Origin of the sequence: Corallincola platygyrae (assembly GCF_039544265.1) — a bacterium.
In the GTDB taxonomy this organism is placed as follows: domain Bacteria; phylum Pseudomonadota; class Gammaproteobacteria; order Enterobacterales; family Neiellaceae; genus Corallincola; species Corallincola platygyrae.
In genome coordinates, this window is record NZ_BAABLI010000008.1 from 351,398 (window position 1) to 375,508 (window position 24,111).

Annotated in this window: 20 protein-coding genes; 15 read left to right on the forward strand and 5 right to left on the reverse strand. The window is 47.1% G+C overall.

Annotated features, from left to right (window positions below):
* Positions 1-8: 8 nt before the first annotated feature.
* The 4 genes from ABEA14_RS07045 to ABEA14_RS07060 all read left to right on the forward strand — a co-directional run bounded on the left by ABEA14_RS07045 (position 9) and on the right by ABEA14_RS07060 (position 8,952).
* The gene (locus ABEA14_RS07045; RefSeq protein WP_345339191.1) at positions 9-6,413 is read left to right on the forward strand and encodes a hypothetical protein; all 6,405 of its coding nucleotides are present in this window, start codon (positions 9-11) and stop codon (positions 6,411-6,413) included.
* A 47-nt stretch (positions 6,414-6,460) separates the two neighbouring features.
* A complete protein-coding gene (locus ABEA14_RS07050) occupies positions 6,461-7,864 on the forward strand; it encodes a hypothetical protein (RefSeq protein ID WP_345339192.1) in 1,404 nt (467 codons plus the stop codon).
* 130 nt (positions 7,865-7,994) lie between these two features.
* Complete coding sequence (locus tag ABEA14_RS07055; protein ID WP_345339193.1) at positions 7,995-8,375, forward strand: hypothetical protein; 381 nt, start codon at positions 7,995-7,997, stop codon at positions 8,373-8,375.
* 124 nt (positions 8,376-8,499) lie between these two features.
* On the forward strand, positions 8,500-8,952 hold the full coding sequence (locus tag ABEA14_RS07060; protein WP_345339194.1) for a hypothetical protein: 453 nt from the start codon (positions 8,500-8,502) through the stop codon (positions 8,950-8,952).
* A gap of 86 nt (positions 8,953-9,038) precedes the next feature.
* On the opposite strand, the gene ABEA14_RS07065 is transcribed toward ABEA14_RS07060, so the two are convergent.
* From ABEA14_RS07065 to ABEA14_RS07080, 4 genes are all read right to left on the reverse strand, one after another.
* Positions 9,039-10,364, reverse strand: a complete 1,326-nt coding sequence (locus ABEA14_RS07065; protein WP_345339195.1) for a glycosyltransferase — start codon at positions 10,362-10,364, stop codon at positions 9,039-9,041.
* Positions 10,365-10,479: 115 nt separating this feature from the next.
* Complete coding sequence (locus tag ABEA14_RS07070; protein WP_345339196.1) at positions 10,480-10,983, reverse strand: GNAT family N-acetyltransferase; 504 nt, start codon at positions 10,981-10,983, stop codon at positions 10,480-10,482.
* Positions 10,974-11,240, reverse strand: a complete 267-nt coding sequence (locus ABEA14_RS07075; RefSeq protein ID WP_345339197.1) for a type II toxin-antitoxin system TacA family antitoxin — start codon at positions 11,238-11,240, stop codon at positions 10,974-10,976. Before ABEA14_RS07075 ends, ABEA14_RS07070 begins: the two co-directional genes overlap by 10 nt.
* 395 nt (positions 11,241-11,635) lie before the next feature.
* Positions 11,636-12,709: a tyrosine-type recombinase/integrase gene (locus tag ABEA14_RS07080; RefSeq protein ID WP_345339198.1), complete on the reverse strand. Its 1,074-nt coding sequence runs from the start codon at positions 12,707-12,709 to the stop codon at positions 11,636-11,638.
* 282 nt (positions 12,710-12,991) lie between these two features.
* Here ABEA14_RS07080 and dusA point away from each other — a divergent pair, with 282 nt between their 5' ends.
* The 4 genes from dusA to ABEA14_RS19340 all read left to right on the forward strand — a co-directional run bounded on the left by dusA (position 12,992) and on the right by ABEA14_RS19340 (position 15,682).
* A complete protein-coding gene (gene dusA / locus ABEA14_RS07085; RefSeq protein ID WP_345339199.1) occupies positions 12,992-13,978 on the forward strand; it encodes a tRNA dihydrouridine(20/20a) synthase DusA in 987 nt (328 codons plus the stop codon).
* A 200-nt stretch (positions 13,979-14,178) separates the two neighbouring features.
* Entirely contained in the window at positions 14,179-14,448 is a 270-nt protein-coding gene (locus tag ABEA14_RS07090) for a hypothetical protein (RefSeq protein ID WP_345339200.1), read from the forward strand.
* Positions 14,449-15,056: 608 nt separating this feature from the next.
* A complete protein-coding gene (locus ABEA14_RS07095; protein ID WP_345339201.1) occupies positions 15,057-15,323 on the forward strand; it encodes a hypothetical protein in 267 nt (88 codons plus the stop codon).
* Positions 15,324-15,454: 131 nt separating this feature from the next.
* On the forward strand, positions 15,455-15,682 hold the full coding sequence (locus ABEA14_RS19340; protein WP_377776222.1) for a PspC domain-containing protein: 228 nt from the start codon (positions 15,455-15,457) through the stop codon (positions 15,680-15,682).
* On the opposite strand, the gene ABEA14_RS07100 is transcribed toward ABEA14_RS19340, so the two are convergent.
* Positions 15,645-16,400 (reverse strand): enoyl-CoA hydratase, encoded by a 756-nt coding sequence (locus ABEA14_RS07100; RefSeq protein ID WP_345339202.1) that lies wholly within the window; start codon positions 16,398-16,400, stop codon positions 15,645-15,647. The two genes, ABEA14_RS19340 and ABEA14_RS07100, sit on opposite strands and share 38 nt — an antisense overlap.
* An 83-nt stretch (positions 16,401-16,483) precedes the next feature.
* On the opposite strand from ABEA14_RS07100, the gene ABEA14_RS07105 reads away from it, so the two are divergent.
* The 7 genes from ABEA14_RS07105 to cobA all read left to right on the forward strand — a co-directional run bounded on the left by ABEA14_RS07105 (position 16,484) and on the right by cobA (position 24,110).
* Positions 16,484-16,939 (forward strand): copper chaperone PCu(A)C, encoded by a 456-nt coding sequence (locus ABEA14_RS07105; protein WP_345339203.1) that lies wholly within the window; start codon positions 16,484-16,486, stop codon positions 16,937-16,939.
* Positions 16,940-16,952: 13 nt separating this feature from the next.
* Positions 16,953-17,939 (forward strand): DUF2333 family protein, encoded by a 987-nt coding sequence (locus ABEA14_RS07110; RefSeq protein ID WP_345339204.1) that lies wholly within the window; start codon positions 16,953-16,955, stop codon positions 17,937-17,939.
* A gap of 8 nt (positions 17,940-17,947) precedes the next feature.
* Positions 17,948-18,727 (forward strand): TIGR04219 family outer membrane beta-barrel protein, encoded by a 780-nt coding sequence (locus tag ABEA14_RS07115; protein WP_345339205.1) that lies wholly within the window; start codon positions 17,948-17,950, stop codon positions 18,725-18,727.
* A 203-nt stretch (positions 18,728-18,930) separates the two neighbouring features.
* Positions 18,931-20,745, forward strand: coding sequence for an assimilatory sulfite reductase (NADPH) flavoprotein subunit (locus tag ABEA14_RS07120; RefSeq protein ID WP_345339206.1), 1,815 nt, complete (start codon positions 18,931-18,933; stop codon positions 20,743-20,745).
* Positions 20,745-22,457 carry an assimilatory sulfite reductase (NADPH) hemoprotein subunit gene (gene cysI / locus ABEA14_RS07125; RefSeq protein ID WP_345339207.1) on the forward strand — a complete coding sequence of 571 codons (1,713 nt, stop codon included), beginning with the start codon at positions 20,745-20,747 and terminating at the stop codon, positions 22,455-22,457. The genes ABEA14_RS07120 and cysI overlap by 1 nt, the downstream gene beginning before the upstream one ends.
* Complete coding sequence (locus ABEA14_RS07130) at positions 22,444-23,193, forward strand: phosphoadenylyl-sulfate reductase (protein WP_345339208.1); 750 nt, start codon at positions 22,444-22,446, stop codon at positions 23,191-23,193. The genes cysI and ABEA14_RS07130 overlap by 14 nt, the downstream gene beginning before the upstream one ends.
* 95 nt (positions 23,194-23,288) lie before the next feature.
* On the forward strand, positions 23,289-24,110 hold the full coding sequence (gene cobA, locus ABEA14_RS07135; RefSeq protein WP_345339209.1) for a uroporphyrinogen-III C-methyltransferase: 822 nt from the start codon (positions 23,289-23,291) through the stop codon (positions 24,108-24,110).
* Position 24,111: the final 1 nt, after the last annotated feature.

Below are 24,111 nucleotides of genomic sequence, written 5' to 3' on the forward strand. Positions count from 1 at the left end.
AAACCTGGATGTTTCGCAGTCGGATAGTTAACAGTTGGATGTTTCAGGGCAAGTTAGCCGTTGTCAGAGTGTTTGCCCTTGCACTTGGTGTGATGGCGACGACGCTTATCAACACATTGCCAGCCAATGCCTCAAGTGCGCTGAACTTTTTTCAAACACGTCCCAAATTGGCGTATGTGTTCGCCCGCACAGTGGTTTTGGATGACAATGGCGAGCCCATCCTGGTTGAATACAATGATGATGGTACCGAAGCGGGAGTCGTTAACTTAAATATTCCAGCCAGCGAAGCCACCGTCATTGCTGCTTCTCAATATCGTGCTCAACAAGCCAAACTGGCGCTGTTTAATGAAACCCATAAAAACGATCTGGCCCGAGCTGCCCGGCTGCTAACACGTGCCCAGTATGATGCAGAAACGTTCCTCGCAGCTGACAATGAAACCGCTCTTGCTAAACCTGCATTGGGTGGATCAGTAAAAAGCGTGTTGGTCAGAGGTCAAGCGGATCGCTACGCGGACTTGGGATTGGTACTCGAAACCTTCACCGTTAATTTGACCCAAGGCACGTCGATAGCCGATTCAATCACCAGCATAGTCTTGGATCAGCAAGGTAATATTTTAGAGTCTCGGGTGGGTAATATTGCTCCCCGCTCGCGCTTTTATGGCGATGATATCAACAACCCCAATGATCCCACTCACTCCGCAACCTACGAGTATTACGACCGCCGCAAGCATGAACCCTTAGGAGCTGTACCCGGAATTGGTCTCGAAAATCTTGGGTGGTTCACCACGCGAGCAGCCACCGATGAGCGAGGACAGGCAGGGTATATCAAGCTTCTCGGCATGTGTCCGCCTTGGGGGATGGATGTTGATACCTTGGTGACGGCAACCGTTCCTTATGCCGCGTTTACCCATAATGGTGCTAAGCCTTTGTCCTACTTTATGCAGAGTATGGACTATGACTTCTGCATGGGCGTACCCAATTTGGGTGCCAGCCTGATCGGTAAAATGGTTGAAATTAACATTGCGGCCATTCTAGCGACACAAGCAATCCCTGTCTCTAAGCACCATTTTTACATTGATGTAATGATGTTAACGGGGCTGGTCAATATCGCCAACCCTGACGGCAGCCAGGTCTCCATTGGTGGTCAGACACAATACAAAGTCCACAGTCCGGACGATACCCCTGTGGCCCAGGGGCATTATGACTTTGATGCGGATGGAAAGGCTGATCTAAGTGTACTCGGCGTATTAAAAACAGTGCAAAACGATGATGGTGAAGATGTTCAACTCTTCACTATGGATATCCCTGATGGCGGTGAAGCCACACATCAGGGGGTGTACCTCAGTTCCGGCGGTGCGCCTGCGGGCCAGCCTGACTTTATCCGCTTGGCGGATACACAAAAGAAATTCGCCCACACAGGTTTCTTAACCTCTATCAGCAAAGATGATCTGAAAAACACCGACATATTAGTGTTCAGGGAGTCTACGGGTGAACTGGTTGTGTCGCGTCGCGGCCTCAGTGATGCAGAAGCAGGTAATAGTAAAACCGGCCTGACGGGTGACAGTTTTTACTACCGCATGGCGTTGCGTGGCGGCAGAAACAGCTATACCAATGTCGGCGCGGGTAAAGCGCATAATCAACGGTTTGAAGAGTGGAGCAGCGAAAACGGCTTTACTGATGCATTTAAAGAGAAGAACTCCAACCATCTGAAACCCGGGGAATGGGTCAAGCTCGTCGTGATCAACCGTGCTACCGGCTATATGGGCACGCAGCGTGTTCAGTTGGACAACCTGACCCAACCAACATCACTAAACCAAATCACACTCTATCCACCCAACCTCAAAATCTGGGCAGAACGCAAATACAAAGTAGAGCAGGGGCTTACCCAAAGTGATGATGATCGTAAATACCTGATAGGTGCTGAAGGCGCAGGTCTGACATCAGATAGCGAAATCAAAGTCTTTACCGAATGGTATGACCATGATGGTAGTGCGTTGCCTGCCGGCCTGAGTGCTGACGACGGTGAGATGTATGGCTTAACAGGGCGTTTAGCCAAAATCGTTGCCCCCGATATGCTCCAGGGTGTGTCTGACTCAGACCTCGCCAACTTCCCGATCCCCCCCGGTCGCAGTACCCAGGTGGTACAGATTAAAGAAGATGGCAGTCGCCCGGAGCACTTCTATATTCATGTATCGGGTACCCAGAAAGATGAAAACCCAAGCTTTGATCAAACGGGCGCAGGGCCAGACGCTCTGGCCACTCGCCCGGCGAAACTCACGCCATTCCTGACGCCACTTTATAGCGAAGCCACCGACAACTGGCAGTGGCTAAGCTATAACGCACTTAAAAAAGCGTATGAAGAGGCGGATGAACCATCGGATCTCATTGAGCCTAACGAGCCTGTTCCATCTTATGTCTGGCTTTATCGTCCGGAGTACCAATACAGCCGGTTTGGGTTTGAACACAAGCTGACTTTGGCTGAACCAGGTGATTCATTTGATATAGATAACATATCTTCTGGGGTCGACGTTTCGCGGCTCGAATATATATATGAGGCTATTTCATCTGGGCTACCTAGATTATCACCCATTGATGGCCAACAAACACTTGTTCTTTCGGTTGGCGAGACAGAATTGCCCATTACCCTTGACCAGAGCGGCAGTGTCAAATTTGGTAACACTGAATTCTTGAGCTCTTTAGATACAGAAGATTTTATATCATTGAGGCTCTACACAAACGAAGATGCTGCCAACATTCTTTGGGAGTTTGCCTTCCCTGAAATACTCATGCTTCCTGCTGACTATAGCCGTGATGGGGAGGTTATAAAAATCTCTGCTGATGACATCAACCAAAGTCAGATAATTACTCCGGTGATTTTTAGTAGTGACGAAAGCTTGGAACAAATAGCATGGGAAGCTGTGGGGCAGGGAACGGTATCCAGCATTGAAGATGGGCTTTCTCCCTCGGGTGTCTACCCATCAGAATTCACTATTGACTCCCCTAAAGCTGGAACAAGAGCAAAGTTTGTCGCAAGCATTGACACCTACCCGGCAAGAGTCAGCTCTCCAACCTATGAAGTAGTGCCTGGCCAACCTGCCAAAATCGAAATATTTCAGCAAGGAAAAACCTCGGTTGGCGGTTTAGGGAAAATCGAACTTGAAATAAAAGTAGAAGACCAGTTTGGAAATGGCATCGATGGTGCTTCATTAGAAGTAGATGCAAAGTCCATGATGACTAGGGGAAGCTTTGTAACAGACAATGGCGTAGCAAAGTTTGAAGTCGTTGGTAGCAATAAATCTGGCACCCTACCGGTAAAAATATCTTTAGGGGACATATCTGAAACTATTGAAGTCACCGTACACGCAATCGATTTAACAATCGAAGTGCCTGACCGAATTGAAACAAACAGTAATTCAACGGTAAACATTGTTGCATCCAGCAGTTATGGAAATCTGGAAGGCCTGGGCGTTGCTCTAAGCAATTTCAGAGGAATACTTGGGGCCAAACAAGTCACTCTGGATGCATCAGGCAGGGCGAGTACCTTCCTAAGCTCAGAGCGATATCCTGGCGACGGCTTCGTTACCGCGAATGTCGGTGAAGCTATCTTTTACTCTGACTACCTTGTATTCGAGCCAAATGAAGACGTTTACTTAAAAGACAACGTTATCGTTGCTGACGGTGGAGACAAAGGCAGCTTCGACATCAATGGCGCCCAGATAGAGTACACAAATTCGACGGAGCTGGTGATTAAAGGGGCGCCGGGGGAAAGCTATTCCGCAAAGCTTGGTGACTATATTGATCCTGTGATACCGGCGTTAGCCCATTTACCACTAAAAACTCTATCTGCAGATAACTCGACTCCCGAGCGGATTCAGAATTGGCGAACCACTGTTTCCGGTAACGCGTCAATATCCCCTTTTGATGGTAAGTTCCAAGGGATGCTTTTAGATGAAAGTACGACTATCAAGGTATTTGCAAATACGAAAGTAGTTAAGTCCAACAATATTGGATTTGTCACAAGCCTTAAACATATGGGTGAACCAGGTGTTATCGCTGAAATACCTGGTTCTTCTAGTACGTTATCTGTGAATGCTGAAGGCATCCTTGAATATAAGGTAATTACCGAAAGTGGGCCGCAAAGCCTATTAAGTGACTCGGTTCAAATAGGGAGTTGGGTAAAAGTAGGTGCTCACTACGTAGATGGGAAAATGTATCTACAAGTGGATGAAAAGCTTTATGAACAAGCTGTTGATAGCCCGCTAAAAATTGATAACGCTCAAATAGAAATACTGTTAGGCCGAGCATACACAGGATACTTGGCAGACTTCAAATTGTTTGATTGGGATAGTGCTCCATTCATCCAATTGGAAGATGAGTCATTGAAACTTTCTGGCACGTTCGACGATAGTGGGATTTTTACCGCAAAAATTGTGACTAGCCCAGAATATAGAACTGCAAGAATCTTTAATGAAGAAAAGCTCCTCGAGGATTTAAGGTCGCCTTGGCGACGTATGGGGATTTTAAACGTTGCTTACGCGAATGATGAGCCTTGTTTTTCTCCATCAGAAAACAGTGGTTGGGCCGAAATATTAGTAGACCTCAGAAAAGAAAATCATTGCGCACGTCTTGAAGATTACAGACAGGCAAAGATTAAGGTGGAAACGGCTACTGGCACCCATGAGCGTTGGTTGGCTCAAGTAAGTCATGATTATTATAAAACTGTCTATTCATTGACTGTTGTAAGCGGTTACGCAGAGAACATGTTGTTTGATCGCCTGCGGTGCATAGAAGGTTTTTTTGTTGGCACAAACACTAGCGGTATTGGCATTGGGTGTGAGATTTTATCAGGCGTGCTGGTTGTTGGCGATATAAGAGATTTTGGATTGCAGGCAATCTATCTGGCGTATGATTCTATTGGTGAGGAGACTTATTTATTTAACAAATATCAGTTTGCTTTAGCAACACTTGGCATTCTGGGCAACCTTGCTATCGTTTCTGACGCTGTCATTGCCACTCTTAAAGTTATGAGTAAGCATCTAGCTGACCACGCAAAATTTGTTCTCTTTATGGAAAGGGTTGCCGACTATTTTATGGCAGCCAAAACGCAAGCGCTTAATCTTCCTACCTATCTAAAAGTGATAATGCCAATTACGGAAATTGTTGTCGCGGTCTATGAAGTAAGAGATAAAAAACCAGAGGTATGGGCGTTCTTATGGAGTCAACTAGAGACCGAAGAAGACGTCGATGTATGGATGAAGTATGGCTACGAATATGTGGAAGGAGAAGCGTATCCAACATTTGAAAATCCAGACGACGTTGTCGCTAGTTCGCAATTTTGGTTTAAAGATTATCCAGTAGCTCACCCTCAAGAACAACTGGCATTTTTTGCCTATGCGTATGCCGGGCGCATACCAATAGGTAAGTCAGCTGAGGAGTTTGTTGGGATCTTGGAAGAAATCATAAAAGGCCCTCGCATATACAATCAATCAGCGGCAGATGCACCGTTCACACGTGCGATTGAGGCATTGAAGAGTGAACCATTTAAAGGTAAAGGCGCAGATGCATTTGAAGAACTAGCTTATAACTCGGATGCTTTACGCACATTGGCTGGGCTTTACACGCTTTGTGGCCGGCACGGCCCTGATTGTTTAAAGCATTTCCGTAATATGCTAAATACAAACTACCCGCCTATCGAAGTGTTTGTTAAACGCTTTAGCCAATTCGATTTTCAAAAGGCGGTAGACGATGGGTTGCTGACGCCAGAAGCTTCTGATGACCTTGTAAAAGTAATGAAGTTCTTAGATCCAAGTCACGAACTAGATTCAGCCAAAAAGGCGGTTGCAGCCTATGGTGACGCAAAGGGTGCTGGACATCATCTGCTGAGAATATTGGAACTGATAGATGAGGGTAAGCGAATAGTCCGCCTGGAGAATTTCAGGAAGGTTGTAGGCGACGTCGGTAACCGAGAAGACGACATTGTTTACGCCGTACTTAAAGGCGATGGCTCAGTTGATTATTTTGTCCGTGAAGAGGTTAAAGCGTGGACGCTTGAAACGATCAAAAGAAGTCTATCAAGTAAGATCAGGTTAGGTCGTGTAACGAATGCCGCCGGAAATGAGTCAGATAAAGGTGGTCAAATGTTCCTTGATTTCCTTGATATTGAGTCTGGTAATATTGAGTGGGGTGAGTTGAAGTGGTTTTTCTCAGCCAATGCGGGCATGGAATCTCTAGACCCATCTGTGGTTAAATCAATCATACTTGAAACAGTAAAAAGTAAGGCCTTTAAAGCTGAGTTTATAAAATCCATGAGAAAGATTAATCCAGCCTACAATAGTTCCTCATATAAGAATTTCGTTAAAAACCTTACCGATAACTATGACGATCTAGTCTTGGTCAGGAACTCAAAGGTTTAAAAATGAATCTACAATTTTGCACTCTTGTAAGTCGTGAGTCGTTGAAGATGTTTTCTACTGGAGAAGAACTTGTTGATGTTTCCTCTGGGAATTTATTTTCAATAATCGATGGTGTTTGTATTGCTAGTGACTATGTTGGCCTTAACTTTCCGTTTATATTTAGTTTGGATGATAAATTTTTTTCTATATCTAAAAGCATTGACAAGCTAGAACCTGACACGTTGGATAATAAACTGCAAAAATTCGTTTTTGCGTTTAATTCGATTAAAAATATAGTGGTTTCCAATAATCTAGATATAGATGAGTTTGAAGTGGTTCCAGTCCATGATGCAGTAATATTAAAAGAGGAAACTGAGGACTTTAGGATAAAAGTCAGTAGATTCAATCTTAAGGGGGGGGTTGAATCTGTAAATTATCTTGAAGGTAGTTGCTATGTGTGTGAGAGTTATATTCTTAGTGTTGGAAATGATATGGTCTCTTACTATGATATTTCTCTTGATAAACTTTGGACTTATAATCTGGAAGGTATGAGTTTTAATTCTCATAGCCATCTATGCTTTGAGGGTTCTTTAGTTTTAATTCTATCTTCGTCTAGAGAGGGAACCGTTTTTTTGTCCCTTAAAAAAGGTTCTGGAAGGTTGTTGTGGACGAGCAGCGTTAATTATTCTCTAACTAGACTTTGTATGAGTAAACCTGTCTGTCATAACTCCGGAATTTTGGTTTTATGCGATAGGTTTAGAATATCTGAATTAGATCTTAGAGATGGCTGCATCATCAAAGATTTAACCTGTAAATACATGTTTGACCTTTTTAATGGATTCGATTTTAATGGTATTTCCATAGTTCATAAGCATAAGGGTAAATATATAGCCATTGATCCTTCTAAAAACCTTGTCTTTATAATTTGTGCTAAGTTGAATGTAGTCCTGCGTAAAATTGTTCTTCCTGAATATATTAATGTTATGGGTGGCAATCCTCTGTTTTCATGCGATGGCATGTTTTTTATTTCTGTTTTGTATACAAAGGACAGTGTTAGTTTTGGTTATCAATGTTTGCTTTCTATTTTAGAAGATGAAGATGGCAGTGAGATTTTTATTGAAGAAATAAATTCTCAATTGGTTGAAGGTATAAACTCAAGAGGTGAAGTTCAACTTGAACTTAAGGTTGAAGTTAATACTCTTGACCAGTTGTTGAGATTGCCAGAAGCGGAGGCGCTCTTTTATGCAAGAAAATATGGATACCAAGATCTTAGTGACAATGCTAACTCATTAGCTACTTTTTGTGGGAAGTTGAAACTCATTATTTTTTCGGATTCGTTAGAATGTGAAGTGGTTAGAAAGTATATTCCTTTGCTTGAAAGGTCAATGAATCAAAAGTTGCTAGGAGAAGTTTTTGCTGGTGACGGTAAAAGTCATATTGATATTAGTGTGGAATTTTCAGGGAAAATCTAAATTGTAATAAGTTAGCTTTGTTTAAATAACGTTTCTTTTCATGTTTTTATTATGTGAATAGCATTGATGAGCTTATTTCGATTAATGTTTTTCTGTTAAATTTTTATTGTAGGTTTTTAGGAGAGGTGAAATGATTCGTAAATTTTACTTAGTAATACTTGCTCTATTTATCGCTGGCTGTAGCGTACCAGAACCAGTGGAAGTTGATGTTACGGGCGATTGGGAGTGGTTAGGCAACAAAGTACTTCTGACAGATGACTATTCTAAGTTGACCGGAGGGTGGGGGAACACTGAAAGATTTTTACCCGATGGCACTTACCAATATATTGATTCGCGAGGGGATGGAGAGCCGGATGTGCGAACAGGAACCTGGCGTATGGAGGATGGTTTTTTATTCATCAATCGTAAAAATACCGGCGAGATAAAATATAGATTTGTTTCATATAAGGATGGCGTGCTTATATATCAGAGTCTGGCAAGTTCAGTCCATGTCTACCTAAAAAGAAAATAGAACGCTTTCGCCCCAGCGTTAACGTGGCCTAATTAATCGAAAGTCAGCCACATCAAGTTTTGATTGATTAATTTGATTTTGATACCTATTTATCATCGCCTTTTAAAGTGTAAGGGAGTATAGCTTGAAAAAAAGAAAATTTATTAGTGTGATGACCATGCTGGTTGCATTACCGGGGCTTTTTGCTCCTGTGGTTCTGCTCTTGGGCGTCGAGAGTATCCAGATAGCGGTTTTGGCGATTTTAGCGTTTGTGATGAGAGGTATTTGCGGCGTCGTAGGCAGTGTGATGTTATGGAAAGGCAAAAGACTGGGCTATCAGTTAGCCACTGCAACCTGGGTTTATATGGTAATTGCAGCGCTTTACTCCTTGGTTGTGCTGCATATGAACGTGATACCGTCTTTTGAACTCAATGAGGTTAATCACGTCCTGTATCTTAAACCGCTAAGCAATGGCTTAGGTAAATTGATTTGGGGCTTACCGTTCCTCTATATCTTAATTAGAGATCTAACCAGTAAAGCGCCGTCAGGGCCATCCAACGAAGAACCTAGCGCTGAGCCCAATGGAGCGACTGGTTAAACCCAAGTAAAACCGTTAAATGGGTAGAGTGTGGCAAAACCGCCACTCGTTTGGGATAGGAGCCGATTTGGCTCCTCGATTAACCACTATCCTAAAATCTCCTCATATACCTCGCACATCTCTTCAACCATATCCTGTGGTTCATAGCCTTGGTAATAGGCCGCAAATCTTTGGCTGTTCCCGGCGAGTTGATTGTCGGACAGGCACTGTTTAAATGCTTCACTTATCTGTTCGGGCGTCAGGTCGTCATTAAATGCGGCCACTAAGCCCTGCAGGGTGAGTTTTTTCGCGAGGATCGCTTGTTCCTGATGAATGGGAAACAGCGCTAGCGGTGTTGCAGCAAGTAACGCTTGTGCTGACAAGTTATGACCACCGTGGCAAATAGTCAGGTCAGCGTCGGGTAGTGCCATATTGACGTTTATTGGCGTGGGGCTGATGGTGGTTAAGGGGTCGTTCTTAAGTGCGGAGAGTGCGGCGCTGTTTTCTGCTTTTCCGCTAATATAAATAAGTTTTTCTGCGTCTAGCATGGCAAGGGCCTGCAGTAAGCAGCCCAGATTTGTGTAGTCTGCCTTTAAGTAACAAAGGACCTTGTTTTTGTCTCTATGGGTCCAGTTCACGTTCTCTGCTGTTGATACTCCATACAGAGGCCCCCAAAAATTGTCGCTATCACGTTGGTAGTGATCCATATGGGGCAGGGTACAAAGCATGTCTTCTTCGTTACACAGTAGATCCTGGGCGTAGGATACTGTGGCCAAGCCTTCTGCCGCTAATACGTAGTTGATATGACTGGTCAGCCGTTCATTGGTACTAGTTTGTTGGGAACTGGTTTGCTGGGTACTGGTTTGCAGGGTATTAGTTCGATGAGGTTTATCTGTTTCTTGAACAGCAACAAACGCTGGGAATGGATAGCCTGATGGCGGACAGCAGAAACCCGTGCCTATGCCGATGTGGGGTAAGCCGCATAGATGAGCAGCAATACGGGCTGTGGGCGCATGATCCGCTACAACCAGCCCAACATTATGTTCTGTAAGTAATGCCTGCCATGTTTTGGCTTTACGCCTGAGTTGGTTGATATCCTGGTAACCCACTTTCAGCAATAACGCCGCATAATCATCAACGGCTTCATCTGAGGTTGGCAGTTCGTCACAGTCAATGTGATGTGAGTTGTCAGCAGGGCGCTGCCAAGTCGGCGCTTGAACGATAGGCACTTGAACGTTCGCCATTTGAGGGTTAGCCACTTGGTCCGCATGGTCTTCAAATGTGAGCAGTGGGTCTACTGTCTTCACGATCAAAACGACACGTTGTCCATTGGCAAGCAAAGTGTCAGCAATCAGTTTTAAACCAGTCAGGTGACCCAGGCCACAGCCTAGCTCCCAACATAAGGCTATCGCTTTATCAGATGTACTATTCATTATGCGCTGCTTGAATGAGTGATACAGCCCGTAAGGCCATAAAAGGGGACAACTGCAAAGGACGCTTTAAATCCCAAGCCGTTCTTTATGAAACTTGTCTGTTGGCCGGTATCACCTACGTTGACAGTGTTTTTTCGATGTCGCAGATCCGCGCCATCAATACCAGCGGATCAAACGTCGACTCTTTGAAGCCAAACTTCTTGTAGAACGCCTTTGCACGGTCATCGATAGCATGAACCAAAATGCCAGCACCTCCGACTGCGTTCATGGCTTGTATTGAGCGCAATATACAATCCTTTAAAAGACCTGCGGCAATGCCTCGGCCCTGATAGGCGCTATCCACTCCTAGCCTGGCTAAAATAACCATGGGGATGGGATCAGGGCTATTTCTTTTCAGTGAACTGAAGGCTTGTGCTCTCGATACTGCACCCATAGCAATCGCATAGTAACCAACCACTTGGTGTGTCACCGTGTCATTGACAACATAAACTCTCGCAGTTCCCCGCTTTTGACTCTTTACCGCTTGTTTTCTTAACCAAGAATCGAGTTGTTCAATGCCACATTGAAACGAGCTTATATGATGTTGTGCTGTCAGGAGTGTTGGTGCACTTATTCCCAAGGTGCTTTCCTATTGAACAGATCTTTAACGCCTTCAAGAGCTTGAGGTTCGGCACGCAGCTCCCTATCGAACGCTTCAAAAGCCTCTGCTTCAAGGACAAAATCTCGCTGTTCAGCCAGTACATTATGCGCTTCATTCAGTGCCGCTTGCTGAATGAATACGGTTCTATCGACTTTTTTCACGTTTGCTGCAGCATCGATTATGTCTCTCACCGATGGCAATACTCGCATGTTGATGGGCGCTGTTTTTGTCGCCATAACACCATCCTGTATATCTACTCAATACACAGTCTACGTGCTTTCTTTGTGTAGTCAATAGATACACATGTTTGTATTTAGGAAAAGGCAGTGTTCGGAGATAGAGGCCATTATCGTAACGTCGCTTCCGAATACCCTTGCCTCTATCTTAGCGAACTCAGGTAGTTACCAAGGTGAAAGCGAGCGTTCCAATTCGGAAAACTTGCCCACAGGATTCGCAGATACAGCGTTTGTCACAGAGTTTTGGTGCAGCCTTGTTGCCGTTTGTCATTGTGGACATGTTTGGTTCGTTGGATCTGCATATTGATTTTCTCCTGAGCCAAAGGCGAACGAACAGTGTTCGTTTGCCGAACACTGTTCGGTAGACCCGTTAAGAAGCAATCTGGTAGCCAGTGTCAGCTTTTGTTTTGCGGGTGTTTATGGTGTAAATCTTCAGGCTTTAAACGCGCATAGACGCGATGTAAGACGTTTAGGTCTCGGTGCCCTGAAACCATGGCAACTTCGAGCACCGAATAACCCGCTTCTAACAAGCGACTAATGCCCTCGGCTCTTAAATCGTGATAGTGCAGGTCTTCTATTCCCAACTTTTTACAAACACGTTGCCAGGCTGATCCAACGCTTTTTGGGTTGTGTGGAAAGATTCGCTTGGAAGTTCGGGGTTGTTTTGTAAGTAGGTTCCACGCATCACCAAGCAGAGGGATACGCATATGGTTGCCTTGTTTTTTCTTGGGATCTTTTCGATCACGGATCATCACAGTACGATTTTCGTAGTCGACATCTTGCCACTCTATGCGGCAGGTTTCGCCAATACGCATGCAGGTTAGAATGGAAAAATTGAGTAGGTCGCTGTGTGGTATTGAGCTGGAGTGATGGCGCTCTCTTTCGGCCAGTTTTGTCTCTAGTGCAGATATCTCTGCTGATGTGGGGCGACGCTGCCGCTGATTGCTGGGTGCAATCAGATGCATGCGTTTAAGGGAGTCATAAGATTTGACAACCGCCTCATCACTCACTGGCAAACCAAATACCGGCTGAGCGGCTTTCAGCACCGAGCGAAGGTAGCTTACGTCTTGGGCGATGGTTTGTGGTTTTGCGCCCTCTGCGCGGCGGAATTCACAGTGAGTGATTACATCCGTTTCTGTGAGTGCCGCCAGTGGCACTTCCGCGATCTCACTCTCTTGCAGGGCTTTTTGTACATAGCGTTTGGTGCGCCCAGCCTGCGCTCCTAACCCCGCGTGGGCTCGGTATTTTCCGATTAATTGCCCTAGCGTGCCTTTGGCTTTTGGACGATCGATCTCCCCAGTTTCAATCTGCTGAATCATCTTTTTTGCCCAGGTCAGGGCAAACTGTTTTGTAGAGAATGAGCGAGAGAAACTGCGTATTAGCTTGCCATTCTTCTTTTCTCGAACCTTTGCGCGATATCGTGGATTACCCGCAGTATTGACTCGTTTCTCTATGGTGTAACTGGCCATCGTCTGCTCTCTGGAGATTGGTGGTCACGTCTATATGTTGCGGTGGTCCGAAAAAACACTTGTTTCGACCACTAGAGATATTCGCGTGGTTTCTATTCCCAACAAATGAGCATGAAGAATTGCGGGCGTGTTATGATGCGCGGCACTCGTCAGAGCCTTCTGCTGCAACGGTTTGCTTGTAAATTTGTGGGACCCCATTGGGACCCCGCAAGTGCGAAACATGCTTAAATAAGCCAGAATTGTGTCAGAGCCAGTTTTATCACTATTTTTTAACTCATTGAAATGACAGCAAAAACACCAAAACCGTTATCCCGCCGCTTTAGTGTGGCCCCCATGCTCGATTGGACTGATCGTCATTGTCGACACTTTCATCGCCTGATCAGTGAACATGCACTGCTGTATACCGAGATGGTGACCACAGGTGCGATCCTGCATGGTCGCGGTGATTTTCTTGCATTTAATGAATCGGAGCACCCGATCGCGTTGCAACTTGGTGGTAGTGATCCTGAGGCGCTGGCGCAGTGCGCGAAACTAGCAGAAGAGCGCGGCTACGATGAAGTAAACCTGAATGTCGGTTGCCCATCTGACCGAGTTCAGAATGGTCGTTTTGGTGCATGCTTGATGGCTGAGCCTGCACTGGTCGCTGACTGTGTGACTGCGATGCGTGAGTCGGCAGACCTGCCCGTAACGGTGAAAACTCGGATTGGCATTGATGAGCAGGATAGTTATGAGTTCCTAACTCAATTGATCGATACGGTCAGTGCTGCTGGCTGCGACAGTTTCACCATTCACGCGCGCAAGGCATGGCTACAGGGACTTAGCCCGAAAGAGAACCGTGAGATCCCGCCCTTGGATTACCCTCGGGTGTACCAACTTAAGCGAGATTATCCGGCGCTTGAAATTGCTATCAACGGCGGTATCAAAACGCTAGAAGAGTGCCTGCAGCATCTGGAGCATGTTGATGGTGTGATGTTGGGGAGAGAGGCCTATCAAAATCCCTACATGATGGCTGAAGTGGATAAGCTGTTATTCGGTGCAGACAGGGCACAACCCGAACGCAAAGCGATCGTGGAAGCCATGTACCCTTATATTGAGCAGCATCTTTCTGCGGGTGGACAGCTCAATCATATCTCCAGACATATGCTTGGACTGTTCCAAGGAATGCCGGGAGCGCGTCGCTGGCGCCGCCATTTAAGCGAAAACGCGCATAAAAAGGGCGCTGGTATAGAGGTGATGGCTGAAGCGTTACGTCAAGTCTGTCCTGATTGATATTAAGCTGTCTATTTGTTGGTCAAAACAACCAATGCTATGGTTGTTTTGACCAAGATCAATTTTAAATCCTCCCTTTCTTTGGTTCTGTGTTTTTGTTCTTACATCAATAAAAACAATAGTTTGATTTATTTTTCAAAGCTTGGCACAGGCCTTGTAACAGTCAGTGTGACTTTTGATTAACGAAAAATGGAATCATCATGAACACTCTGACAACCGGCATCGCAACTGTACTTTTGATTGGCTCAACTTCAGTCATGGCTAATCCAAGTGAATCTGAGCTAGGCGACTATCTGGCAGCTCAGGTTGAGCAACAAACTCACCATGTAGTTATCGAATTAGGCGAAGAGCTTCGCCGCAGTACAGACATAATTTTGAGTGAATCTCTCGATACGCTCATGGTGGAGGACCTGGCAAGGCAGGAGAGTACAGAAGAGGAATCGATACTGATCGCTGATAGTCGTCAGTAAAAACAGTTTTGAGGTAAACCCTGTTCGCGGCTATTTGTCGGTTGTCACGCGAACAAGCTAAACCCCTAACGAATCACGCCCGGTACGCTATTAGCCCCCGGGCGTTTTTATACCCACTACGCTTCGCGGGGCACGCTGTGTACAGGAAGTACGGTCGAAAACCGCTCCATGCGTTTTCGACATTTCCGCCACCCATGGCGGTCGTATGCCTAGCGCGGGAGCATGGTACCCAATACACTTCGTGGGGCATGCAAATGCACAGGAGCGACGATACCCACTACGCTTCGCGGGGAACGCTGTGTACAGGAAGTACGGCAGTAAACCTTAATTGTTCCTTCCGCATTTTTTGCCTGATGTCGCTTCGAGATACCACTAGCCATCTTCTGCGACGCGGAACTGAAAACCTATCAAACCTTATTGGTTAATTTAACCAACTATTGGTCAGATAAGTTTGTGCAATTCTGAAGTGATGTGAGCATAGACTATTTGTGATCTTGTTAACTTATTGATAAATAACTATTAAAAAATTTTTTATTGATCTGGCACATAGGTTGTATTGGTTAAGTCATCAATCACTGACACACGATGAATTTTAAACGGAGACAACCATGACTAAGGTAAACAAGGCAGTAAAAGTAGGTGGTAAGTGGGGTTTTAGCGCTGTTGTAGGTGGCGTTTTGTTGCTGGGCAGTTCACTGGCGAGTGCCAATGAAGAGGTACTCAATGACGCGGAGGTGGATCAATCACTGCAGTCGCAGGTGATCGAGCAAACCGAAGAAACCGTTAAACAGCTACAGGTTGAATTAGCTGAGTCTCTGGCTCGTTCTTTAGTGGCTTTGCTGCCAACAGAAATTAGCCAACTGCGCGGAGAATAATCGAATGTTTTTGCAGCTTTTTCTTATGATGATGCTGCCACTGCTTGGACTGGTACTCACGCTTGTCGTGTTCCAGTTGGCGGGCTGGTGAAGGCTTTATCATCACCAGGTAAACGGACGAGGAGTTCACTGTGAATTATCAAAACAGTTCAACAATAAACAAAGAAGAGCAACGTTGGATCCTTGGAGTGTTCAGCCGTATTGCGGAACACTACCAAAGGCCTGCTTGGATCATGCGGTTGTTAGCGGTGCTGCTATTCGCTGCACATCCCATATTAGCCGGTATCTCATACTTAGTTGCTTTGCCGATAGTTAGTCAGTTTATTCCCCGGAAACGCGCTTCAACGCCTTTTCAATAGCGGACTTACTGGCATCACTGGCCAGCGCATTGAAGAAGCAGGTTAGCTCTGCTTCAAGTGAACGTTTTAGCGCTTTTCTTCTTGGCTGCCGCAGCAGTTTTCTGCTGGCATAGATCGCCTCTGAGGGCATGGCTGCCAACCTTTGCGCTTGTTGAAGACCATAACTAAGCACGTCGTCATCATCGAGTACCTTGTTGATAAGCCCAATCTCTCTGGCGGTTTCAGTATCAAACATGTCGCCAAGGAATAAGAGTTCAGCGGCACGAGGGTAACCGGCCAACTGTGGCAATAAAACACTGGCGCCGGCTTCGGGCACGAGCCCTAACTGCGTGAACGGTAACTGAAAGCGACTGTCTTCGGCGGCATAAATAAGATCACAATGGAGTAGCAGTGTTGTACCTATACCAACGGCAGCCCCGGTCACCGAAGCTACCAGCGGTTTTTCGAAGTACATCAGCGCCCGTAGAAAGTGGACAACGGGTAGCGATTCGGGTGGTTGATTCATGGCAAGAAAATCCTTCAAGTCATTTCCTGCCGTAAAGCAATTTGAAGCGCCTTGGAACATGACCACACGAATCTCATCGTTTTGGCTGGCTTGCTCAAGCGCATCTGTCAGTGATTGGTACATTTCCTGTGTCAACGCATTACGTTTCTCAGGACGATTGAAGGTGAGAACCAGCACACCTTGACTAACTTGTTGTGTAATATGCGAAGACATGATCACGTTTATCTATAATAGGTTACAGTGGTCTTACCAGATTAGATTAAACTGAGACTACCTCAAATGCAGGGAGCTGAATTGTGATACGACCCTTTGTTTCTGCAATCTTTGTCGCCGCGCTGCTGGTAACTGGCGCAAATGCCGCACAGATCAATGTTGTTAACCCTTATGTACGGGCGCTGCCACCCGGTGTTCCGACATCTGCGGCATTTATGGAGATTGAAAACCCGACAGATCAACCACTTGTATTAGTGGGGGCACAAACCGATATCGCTGGTAAAGCTGAGTTGCACAACCATGTCAGCGAGGGGGGGGTGATGAAGATGCGTCAGGTTGACGAGATTGAGATACCAGCGAAGGGCAAAGTGGCACTTAAGCCCGGTGGCTACCACATTATGCTGTTTAATCTGACAGCATCGCCGAAAGTCGGCGATGAGATCGCTGTCACCCTGCTATTCTCTGATCAAACAACAAAAACGGTGAAGGCGAAGGTCAAAGACCTGAGAAAACAAGACCATCACCACCATCATCATTAAGGAAGTCGAAGCTATGACCCATTGGAAGCGCTGGCTATGGCCACTACTGTTTGCCTTTTTGCTGATCAATTACATTATCGCGGTTATCTGGAGCTTTGAGCCTGAGGATATCGACCTGAATGATCGCATTACTGTTGATGCGGATGCGGCCGGTGAAACGCCTGTCGTGGGTTACGCGACAACAACTGCGTTGATTGCTGTATCGGAAACTTTGCTCGATAAGACCGGTGGTTATCTTTCCAATGACATCATGCCGCCCTCGGTATTTATGGATAATATGCCTGCGTGGGAGTTTGGTGCATTAGAGCAGATTCGAGACCTGTCTTTGGTGATGCGTCGAGACTTGAGTCGTTCCCAGACCCAGTCTCAGGAAGATGTCGACTTAACCGTGGCACAGCCACAATTTAACATTGACCATACCAAATGGGCTTTCCCAAGTGCTGAGGGAGAGTACAGAAAAGGTATTGAGGCGCTTTACCGTTATCGCAGTCGCCTTGCTGACCCAAATGATTACAGCGCACAGTTTTACACTCGCGCCGATAACCTGAGAGCTTGGTTACAAGAGGTTCAAAAACGTTTGGGCAGTATGTCACAACAGCTTTCAGCATCTGTTGGTCGTGATCGGATCAATATTGATCTGGCTGGAGATGCCAGTGCCAAGCGAGCAACAGCATTGCCGGACTACCAGCAGATAAAGACAAGCTGGTGGCAAATTGATGACGTTTTTTACGAAAGTCGTGGTGGTTGTTGGGCGCTATTGCAGTTTTTGCGTGCTGCAGAAGTTGACTTCGCCGACGTTTTGGCGAAAAAGAACGCAACTGTCAGCCTTAAACAGATAATTCGTGAACTAGAGGGTACCCAAGAGACCGTCTGGAGTCCTATGATCCTCAACGGCAGTGGTTTTGGATTTGTGGCTAATCACTCATTAGTGATGGCAAATTATATTTCTCGAGCCAATGCCGCGGTTATTGATTTGAATAAATTGCTTGCGCAAGGGTAGGCACTCCAATGCATAAAATGAACAAGACGTTGGCGGCAATGATCGCCAGTAGTACGCTCCTCGCCGCACCAGCAGCTATGGCGGATACCATCGCTGGTGTTTATGTCGGTGCCCAATACTGGGATATGGAGGCTTCTGGCTCCGTAGGTACGGACAACAGCATGGAAGAGTTCGATCTGGAAGATGAGTATAAAGGCTCTGTCTGGATCGCGATTGAGCACCCCGTCCCGGTGTTACCTAACCTGAAGTTGCGTTACAACCAGTTGGATACTGACGGCTCTGCAGACGTGGTCGATTTTGAGTTTGGTGGCAATACCTACAATGGTAATGCAACCACGGATCTGGAAACCGATCACCTCGATATCATCATGTATTACGAGCTGTTAGATAACGACACAGTATGGCTAGATCTGGGTTTAAACCTTAAGTACGGTGACTACAAAGTCAGCGTGACAGGTGAGATTGATGATGGCGCAGGCGGTACACTCGTTGATACCACCAACGAGAGCTACAACGGCGTTATTCCTATGCTTTACGGTGCTGGTGGCGTGGGTTTCCCATTCACCGGCTTGGGATTGTTTGGTGAAGCCAACTGGATAGGCTATGACGACCATAATGCGTATGATGTTCAGGCTGGTGTTCGTTGGATGTTTCTGGACAACCCTGCCATCGATATGGAAGTTCAACTTGGCTACCGCATGATTAGTCTGGATGTTGAAGATCTTGGCGATATTTATGCCGATGTAGAATTTGAAGGCGGATTCCTGGGGCTCCAGGCGCATTTCTAAGTTGTGCGGCTCTGATAGCTAAAGATAACGGCGCTGATATAGCGCCGTTTTGGTCTATGATATTTTTTATCCTTAAAACCAAACACGCTAAACCCCCTCTTTTTAATTCCTTTAGGTTATAAAAAATCTTTTTTTATTATTTCGAGTTATTGTTCTGACTGCTTAAGCTATGCCCAATTGCCAATATGGGAAAGTTTCAAGCGATGGCTTCTACGGACAACAATTTGCTCTCAGGGTTGCTCAATCAAGAGCAGCTGCTACGCCTGCAGCAGGCGGTAGGTGATTTTAATTCAGCACAGCTGACCTGGGTCAGTGGCTATCTTGCTGGACTGGCGAATGCTGGCGGTGCTGCCGCAAGCATTCCTGCACCAGCAGAAGCTCCTGTCGCCGCGGGTGGCTCACTGACCATTCTATATGGAACTCAAAGTGGTAACGGTAAAGCCGTTGCTGCGCAGTTGCAGGCGCAGGCTGAGGCGAAAGGCCTTTCTACCAAGCTGGTGTCTATGGCGGATTATCCTGCCAAGCAGCTGAAAAAAGAGACTCACCTTGCGGTCGTCGTAAGTACCCATGGCGAGGGTGATCCACCGGATGAAGCAGAAGAGCTGCATGCATTGTTGGGTTCTAAGCGCGCGCCCAAACTGGCTGATCTGAAATTCTCTGTATTGGCATTGGGTGATTCCAGTTACGAGTTCTATTGCCAAACCGGTAAGGACTTTGACGAACGTCTGGCGAAACAGGGCGGTACTCGTTTGCTGGATCGTATCGATTGTGACGTCGATTTTGAAGCCGCAGCGGAAGCATGGCGTAACCAGTTGGTTGATCTACTGGCGGAAGAGCTAGCAGCAGTGCATGCACCCGTTCAGGCCGGTGTCGCTGCCAACACGTCAGTCTCCGCGACAGCGAGCCAGTACGACAAGAAACATCCTTTTACCGCGTCGTTGCTTGCTAACCAGAAAATCACTGGTCGTGATTCTATTAAAGATATTCGCCATGTCGAAATTGATTTGGAAGGCTCAGGCCTTGCCTATCGTCCTGGAGACTCTCTGGGCATATGGTTTGACAATGATGTGGCATTGGTTGATGAGCTGCTTGGTCTGTTGGACGTCGATCCTGCCAGCGAAGTAAAACTGGATGATGACACGCTGTCATTGAAAGATGCACTGACCTCAAAGTATGAGCTAACCCAGCTGGTTCCCAGCTTTGTTAAAGCGTACGCCGAACTCGCAAACAGCGATGAGTTAAGCAAGCTGGTAGAAGATGCAACTGCTCTGCGTGAGTTTATCGGTGAGCGTCAGGTGATCGATGTGGTTCGTCAGTATCCGGCCAAGTTGACAGCGGAACAGTTGCAGGGCTGCCTGCGTCGCATAACACCGCGCCTGTACTCAATCGCATCATCACAAGCGGATGTTGAAGAAGAGGTTCATCTGACGGTCGGTGTGGTTCGCTATGATGCCTTCGGCGAAGAACACCTTGGCGGTGCCTCCGGTTACCTGGCTGAACGACTGGAAGAGGGCGGTGAAGTCAAAGTCTTCATCGAAAACAACGATCACTTCCGTCTGCCAGAAAGCGGTGACACGCCAGTGATCATGGTGGGGCCGGGAACAGGTATTGCTCCATTCCGTGCCTTCCTGCAAGAGCGCGAAGCTAACGATGCGGAAGGGGATAACTGGCTGTTCTTCGGCAACCCGACCTTCACTGAAGATTTCCTTTATCAAACTGAAATACAGCGTTACGTGAAAAGCGGTGTATTGAGCAAGATCGACCTGGCCTGGTCTCGCGATCAAGCCCACAAGATCTACGTTCAGGACAAAATCCGTGAAAACGGTGCTGAACTCTATGCCTGGTTAGAGCGTGGTGCTCATTTCTATATCTGTGGCGACGCCAGCCGTATGGCGAAAGATGTCCACGAAGCATTGATTGCTGTAGTTGCTGAGCATGGCGGTAAGAGCCAGGAAGACGCTGAAGCTTATGTATCTGATTTACGCCGCGCCAAGCGCTATCAACGGGATGTTTACTAATGAGCGATATAAATGAACTGAAAGTGACCGGCAAACTGGCGGACAATGAGCGCATTAAGGGCGAAAGTAACTTCCTGCGCGGTACGATTGCTGAAGATCTGAATGACGGTCTGACCGGCGGCTTTACTTCAGATAACTTCCAGCTGATCCGTTTTCACGGCATGTATCAACAGGATGACCGCGACATCCGTGCAGAGCGCTCCAAGCAAAAGCTGGAGCCGTTGCATACCATGATGCTGCGTGCGCGTTTGCCTGGCGGGATCATCACACCACAACAGTGGTTGGGTATCGATAAATTTGCTGGCGAACACACCATGTTTGGCAGCATCCGTCTGACAACCCGTCAAACATTCCAGTTTCATGGTGTGTTGAAGCGTAATCTGAAGCTGATGCACCAAACGCTGCACGATATGGGCATCGATTCGATTGCAACGGCCGGAGATGTAAACCGAAACGTGCTTTGTACTTCGAATCCTGTGGAATCTGAGCTACACGCTGAAGCCTATGACTGGGCCAAGAAGATCTCTGAGCATTTGCTACCACGCACCAAGGCCTACGCTGAGATCTGGTTGGATGGCGAAAAGCAGGTGTCGACTGAAGAACCTATTTTGGGTAGCAATTATCTGCCACGTAAGTTCAAAACGACAGTTGCTATCCCGCCACTCAATGATGTCGATGTTCATGCCAATGACATGAATTTCGTGGCGATCGCTGACAACGGAAAGCTGGTTGGGTTTAACGTGCTAGTGGGCGGTGGTTTGGCCATGACCCACGGAGATACGGCGACTTTCCCACGCAAGGCAGATGATTTCGGTTTTATTCCGGTTGAGAACACGTTAGCCGTCGCAGAAGCAATCGTGACGACGCAGCGCGATTTGGGTAACCGTGTTAACCGTAAGAACGCAAAAACCAAGTACACCTTAGAGCGTGTGGGTGTTGACGTGTTCAAGGCGGAAGTGGAGCGTCGTGCAGGCGTGACGTTTGAAGCGAGCCGTCCATATGAGTTCACTGAGCGCGGTGACCGTTTTGGTTGGGTCGAAGGTATTGATGGCAAACATCACCTGACCCTGTTTATCGAAAATGGTCGTATTCTCGATTTCCCGAACAAGCCGCTAAAAACCGGTATGGCGAAAATTGCCGAGATCCATCAAGGTGATTTCCGTATGACCGCTAACCAGAACCTGGTGATTGCGGGCGTGCCAGCCGAGCAGAAAGACCAGATCGAGCAACTGGCTCGTGAACACGGTCTTATCGACGATGGTGTCAGCCTGCAGCGCAAAGCCTCGATGGCCTGTGTTGCGCTACCGACGTGTCCACTGGCGATGGCGGAAGCTGAGCGCATGCTGCCTGAGTTTGTGACTGACATTGAGGGCATGCTGGAGAAGCATGGCGTGGGTGACGACTCCATTATCACCCGAGTTACTGGCTGCCCGAATGGCTGTGGTCGCGCCATGTTGGCGGAGATCGGCCTGGTAGGTAAAGGCCCGGGTAAATACAACCTGCATTTGGGTGGTAACCACGACGGCACACGTATTCCACGTATGTATCGTGAAAACATCAGCGACGCAGAGATCAGACAAGAGATCGATACGCTGATTGGTCGCTGGGCCAAAGAGCGTGAAGGTGATGAACGCTTTGGTGATTTTGTCGTCCGTACTGGCATCGTACGCGCGGTTGTAGATTCTGCGAGGGACTTCCATGACAACGCCTGAACAACTGTTAGCTTTGCCTGTGAGTGAACAGCAGGCAGCGCTAACAGATATCAATCAAATGCTGGAGAAGCAAACGGCCGAACAGCGTGTGGCATGGGCTCTGGAGCATTTGCCCGGCGAAATTGTGCTGTCGTCCAGCTTTGGGATTCAAGCTGCAGTAATGCTTCACTTGGTTTCCAAGCAGCGCCCAGACATACCTGTCATTCTTATTGATACAGGTTACCTGTTCAAAGAGACCTATCAGTTCATTGATACACTGACAGAACAGCTTGGGCTTAATCTGAAGGTGTACCGAAGCTTGGAAAGTGCTGCGTGGCAGGAAGCTCGTCATGGCCGTTTATGGGAGCAGGGCGTTGAAGGTATCGACCGCTACAACAAGCTCAACAAAGTTGAGCCGATGCAGCGTGCGATGCGCGAACTGAATGTGGGTACCTGGTTCTCAGGTCTGCGCCGTACTCAGTCGTCAACGCGTGCAACTTTGCCGGTTGTCGATTTAGTGGATAAGCGCTTTAAAGTGCTTCCGATCATCGACTGGAGCAACAAGGATGTGCACTATTACCTGAAAGAGAATGCCTTGGACTACCATCCACTTTGGGACCAGGGCTATGTTTCCGTTGGCGATCATCACACCAGCCGTCCGCTCGAAGCAGGCATGACAGAGGAAGAGACTCGTTTCTTTGGCCTTAAGCGTGAATGTGGTCTGCATGACAGTAATGTCATGGGTGATGGCATCTAAACGATTTTCTATTGCAGTAAAAAGGGCCCTGCAGGGCCCTTTTGTTTTTTGTCAGAACGTATTTTCCGCCGCTTTCAGATTTATCGGAGATTTGAATGAAAGATTTGCTCTCTCCACTACGCCTTTGTGCAGAGAACCTAGCACAACAGATGACTGAGCAATGGCCGCCCGTTGCCGTGTCACTGGTAGGTGCAGGTCCGGGGGACCCTGGTCTGTTAACCATAAAGGCATTGATACGTCTGCAGCAGGCGGATGTGGTGATGTACGACTATCTGGTCTCCGAGCCGATAATGTCTTTGGTACCGGAAACGGTAGAGCGAGTCTGTGTGGGTAAAAGGGCTGGCAACCACAGCGTACCTCAAGCTGATATCAATCGATTAATGGCAGAACGTGCCGCGGCTGGGCAGCGTGTTGTCCGACTCAAAGGCGGAGACCCTTTTATTTATGGTCGGGGTGGCGAAGAACTAGAGCTGCTGGTTGAACAGAATATCCCATTTGAAGTTGTGCCGGGCATTACCGCGGCATCAGGCTGTGCAGCTTATGCGGGGATCCCGCTGACGCACCGGGACTATGCACAAACGGCCATGTTTGTGACCGGACATCGTCAACAAGGCGCCGACGACCTGGATTGGCAGGCACTTGCAAAGCGCTCTCATACGTTAGTGGTTTACATGGGGGTTATGCGCAGTGCTGTTATTCAAGAACAGCTGATAGGGCATGGAAGAGAGGCAGACACACCGTTTGTGATTGTTGAACGTGGTACGTCTGACAAACAACGTATTGTTAAAGGCAAGCTGTCTCAGTTATCTGAAATCGTAGAATCAGCAAATGTTGGTTCGCCGGCCTTGATAATTATTGGTGAAGTTGTCGAGTTGGCAGAGCGATTAGCCTGGTTTACTCCCGACCCTAATAATTAGG

What these genes read in the sequence shown, in the direction of transcription:
- ABEA14_RS07045 (WP_345339191.1), top strand. Translation starts at nt 9, where the DNA reads ATGTTTCGCAGTCGGATAGTTAACAGTTGGATGTTTCAGGGCAAGTTA.
- ABEA14_RS07050 (WP_345339192.1), top strand. Translation starts at nt 6,461, where the DNA reads ATGTTTTCTACTGGAGAAGAACTTGTTGATGTTTCCTCTGGGAATTTA.
- ABEA14_RS07055 (WP_345339193.1), top strand. Translation starts at nt 7,995, where the DNA reads ATGATTCGTAAATTTTACTTAGTAATACTTGCTCTATTTATCGCTGGC.
- ABEA14_RS07065 (WP_345339195.1), bottom strand. Translation starts at nt 10,364, where the DNA reads ATGAATAGTACATCTGATAAAGCGATAGCCTTATGTTGGGAGCTAGGC.
- ABEA14_RS07075 (WP_345339197.1), bottom strand. Translation starts at nt 11,240, where the DNA reads ATGGCGACAAAAACAGCGCCCATCAACATGCGAGTATTGCCATCGGTG.
- ABEA14_RS07080 (WP_345339198.1), bottom strand. Translation starts at nt 12,709, where the DNA reads ATGGCCAGTTACACCATAGAGAAACGAGTCAATACTGCGGGTAATCCA.
- dusA (WP_345339199.1), top strand. Translation starts at nt 12,992, where the DNA reads ATGACAGCAAAAACACCAAAACCGTTATCCCGCCGCTTTAGTGTGGCC.
- ABEA14_RS07090 (WP_345339200.1), top strand. Translation starts at nt 14,179, where the DNA reads ATGAACACTCTGACAACCGGCATCGCAACTGTACTTTTGATTGGCTCA.
- ABEA14_RS07095 (WP_345339201.1), top strand. Translation starts at nt 15,057, where the DNA reads ATGACTAAGGTAAACAAGGCAGTAAAAGTAGGTGGTAAGTGGGGTTTT.
- ABEA14_RS07100 (WP_345339202.1), bottom strand. Translation starts at nt 16,400, where the DNA reads ATGTCTTCGCATATTACACAACAAGTTAGTCAAGGTGTGCTGGTTCTC.
- ABEA14_RS07110 (WP_345339204.1), top strand. Translation starts at nt 16,953, where the DNA reads ATGACCCATTGGAAGCGCTGGCTATGGCCACTACTGTTTGCCTTTTTG.
- ABEA14_RS07115 (WP_345339205.1), top strand. Translation starts at nt 17,948, where the DNA reads ATGCATAAAATGAACAAGACGTTGGCGGCAATGATCGCCAGTAGTACG.
- ABEA14_RS07120 (WP_345339206.1), top strand. Translation starts at nt 18,931, where the DNA reads ATGGCTTCTACGGACAACAATTTGCTCTCAGGGTTGCTCAATCAAGAG.
- cysI (WP_345339207.1), top strand. Translation starts at nt 20,745, where the DNA reads ATGAGCGATATAAATGAACTGAAAGTGACCGGCAAACTGGCGGACAAT.
- ABEA14_RS07130 (WP_345339208.1), top strand. Translation starts at nt 22,444, where the DNA reads ATGACAACGCCTGAACAACTGTTAGCTTTGCCTGTGAGTGAACAGCAG.
- cobA (WP_345339209.1), top strand. Translation starts at nt 23,289, where the DNA reads ATGAAAGATTTGCTCTCTCCACTACGCCTTTGTGCAGAGAACCTAGCA.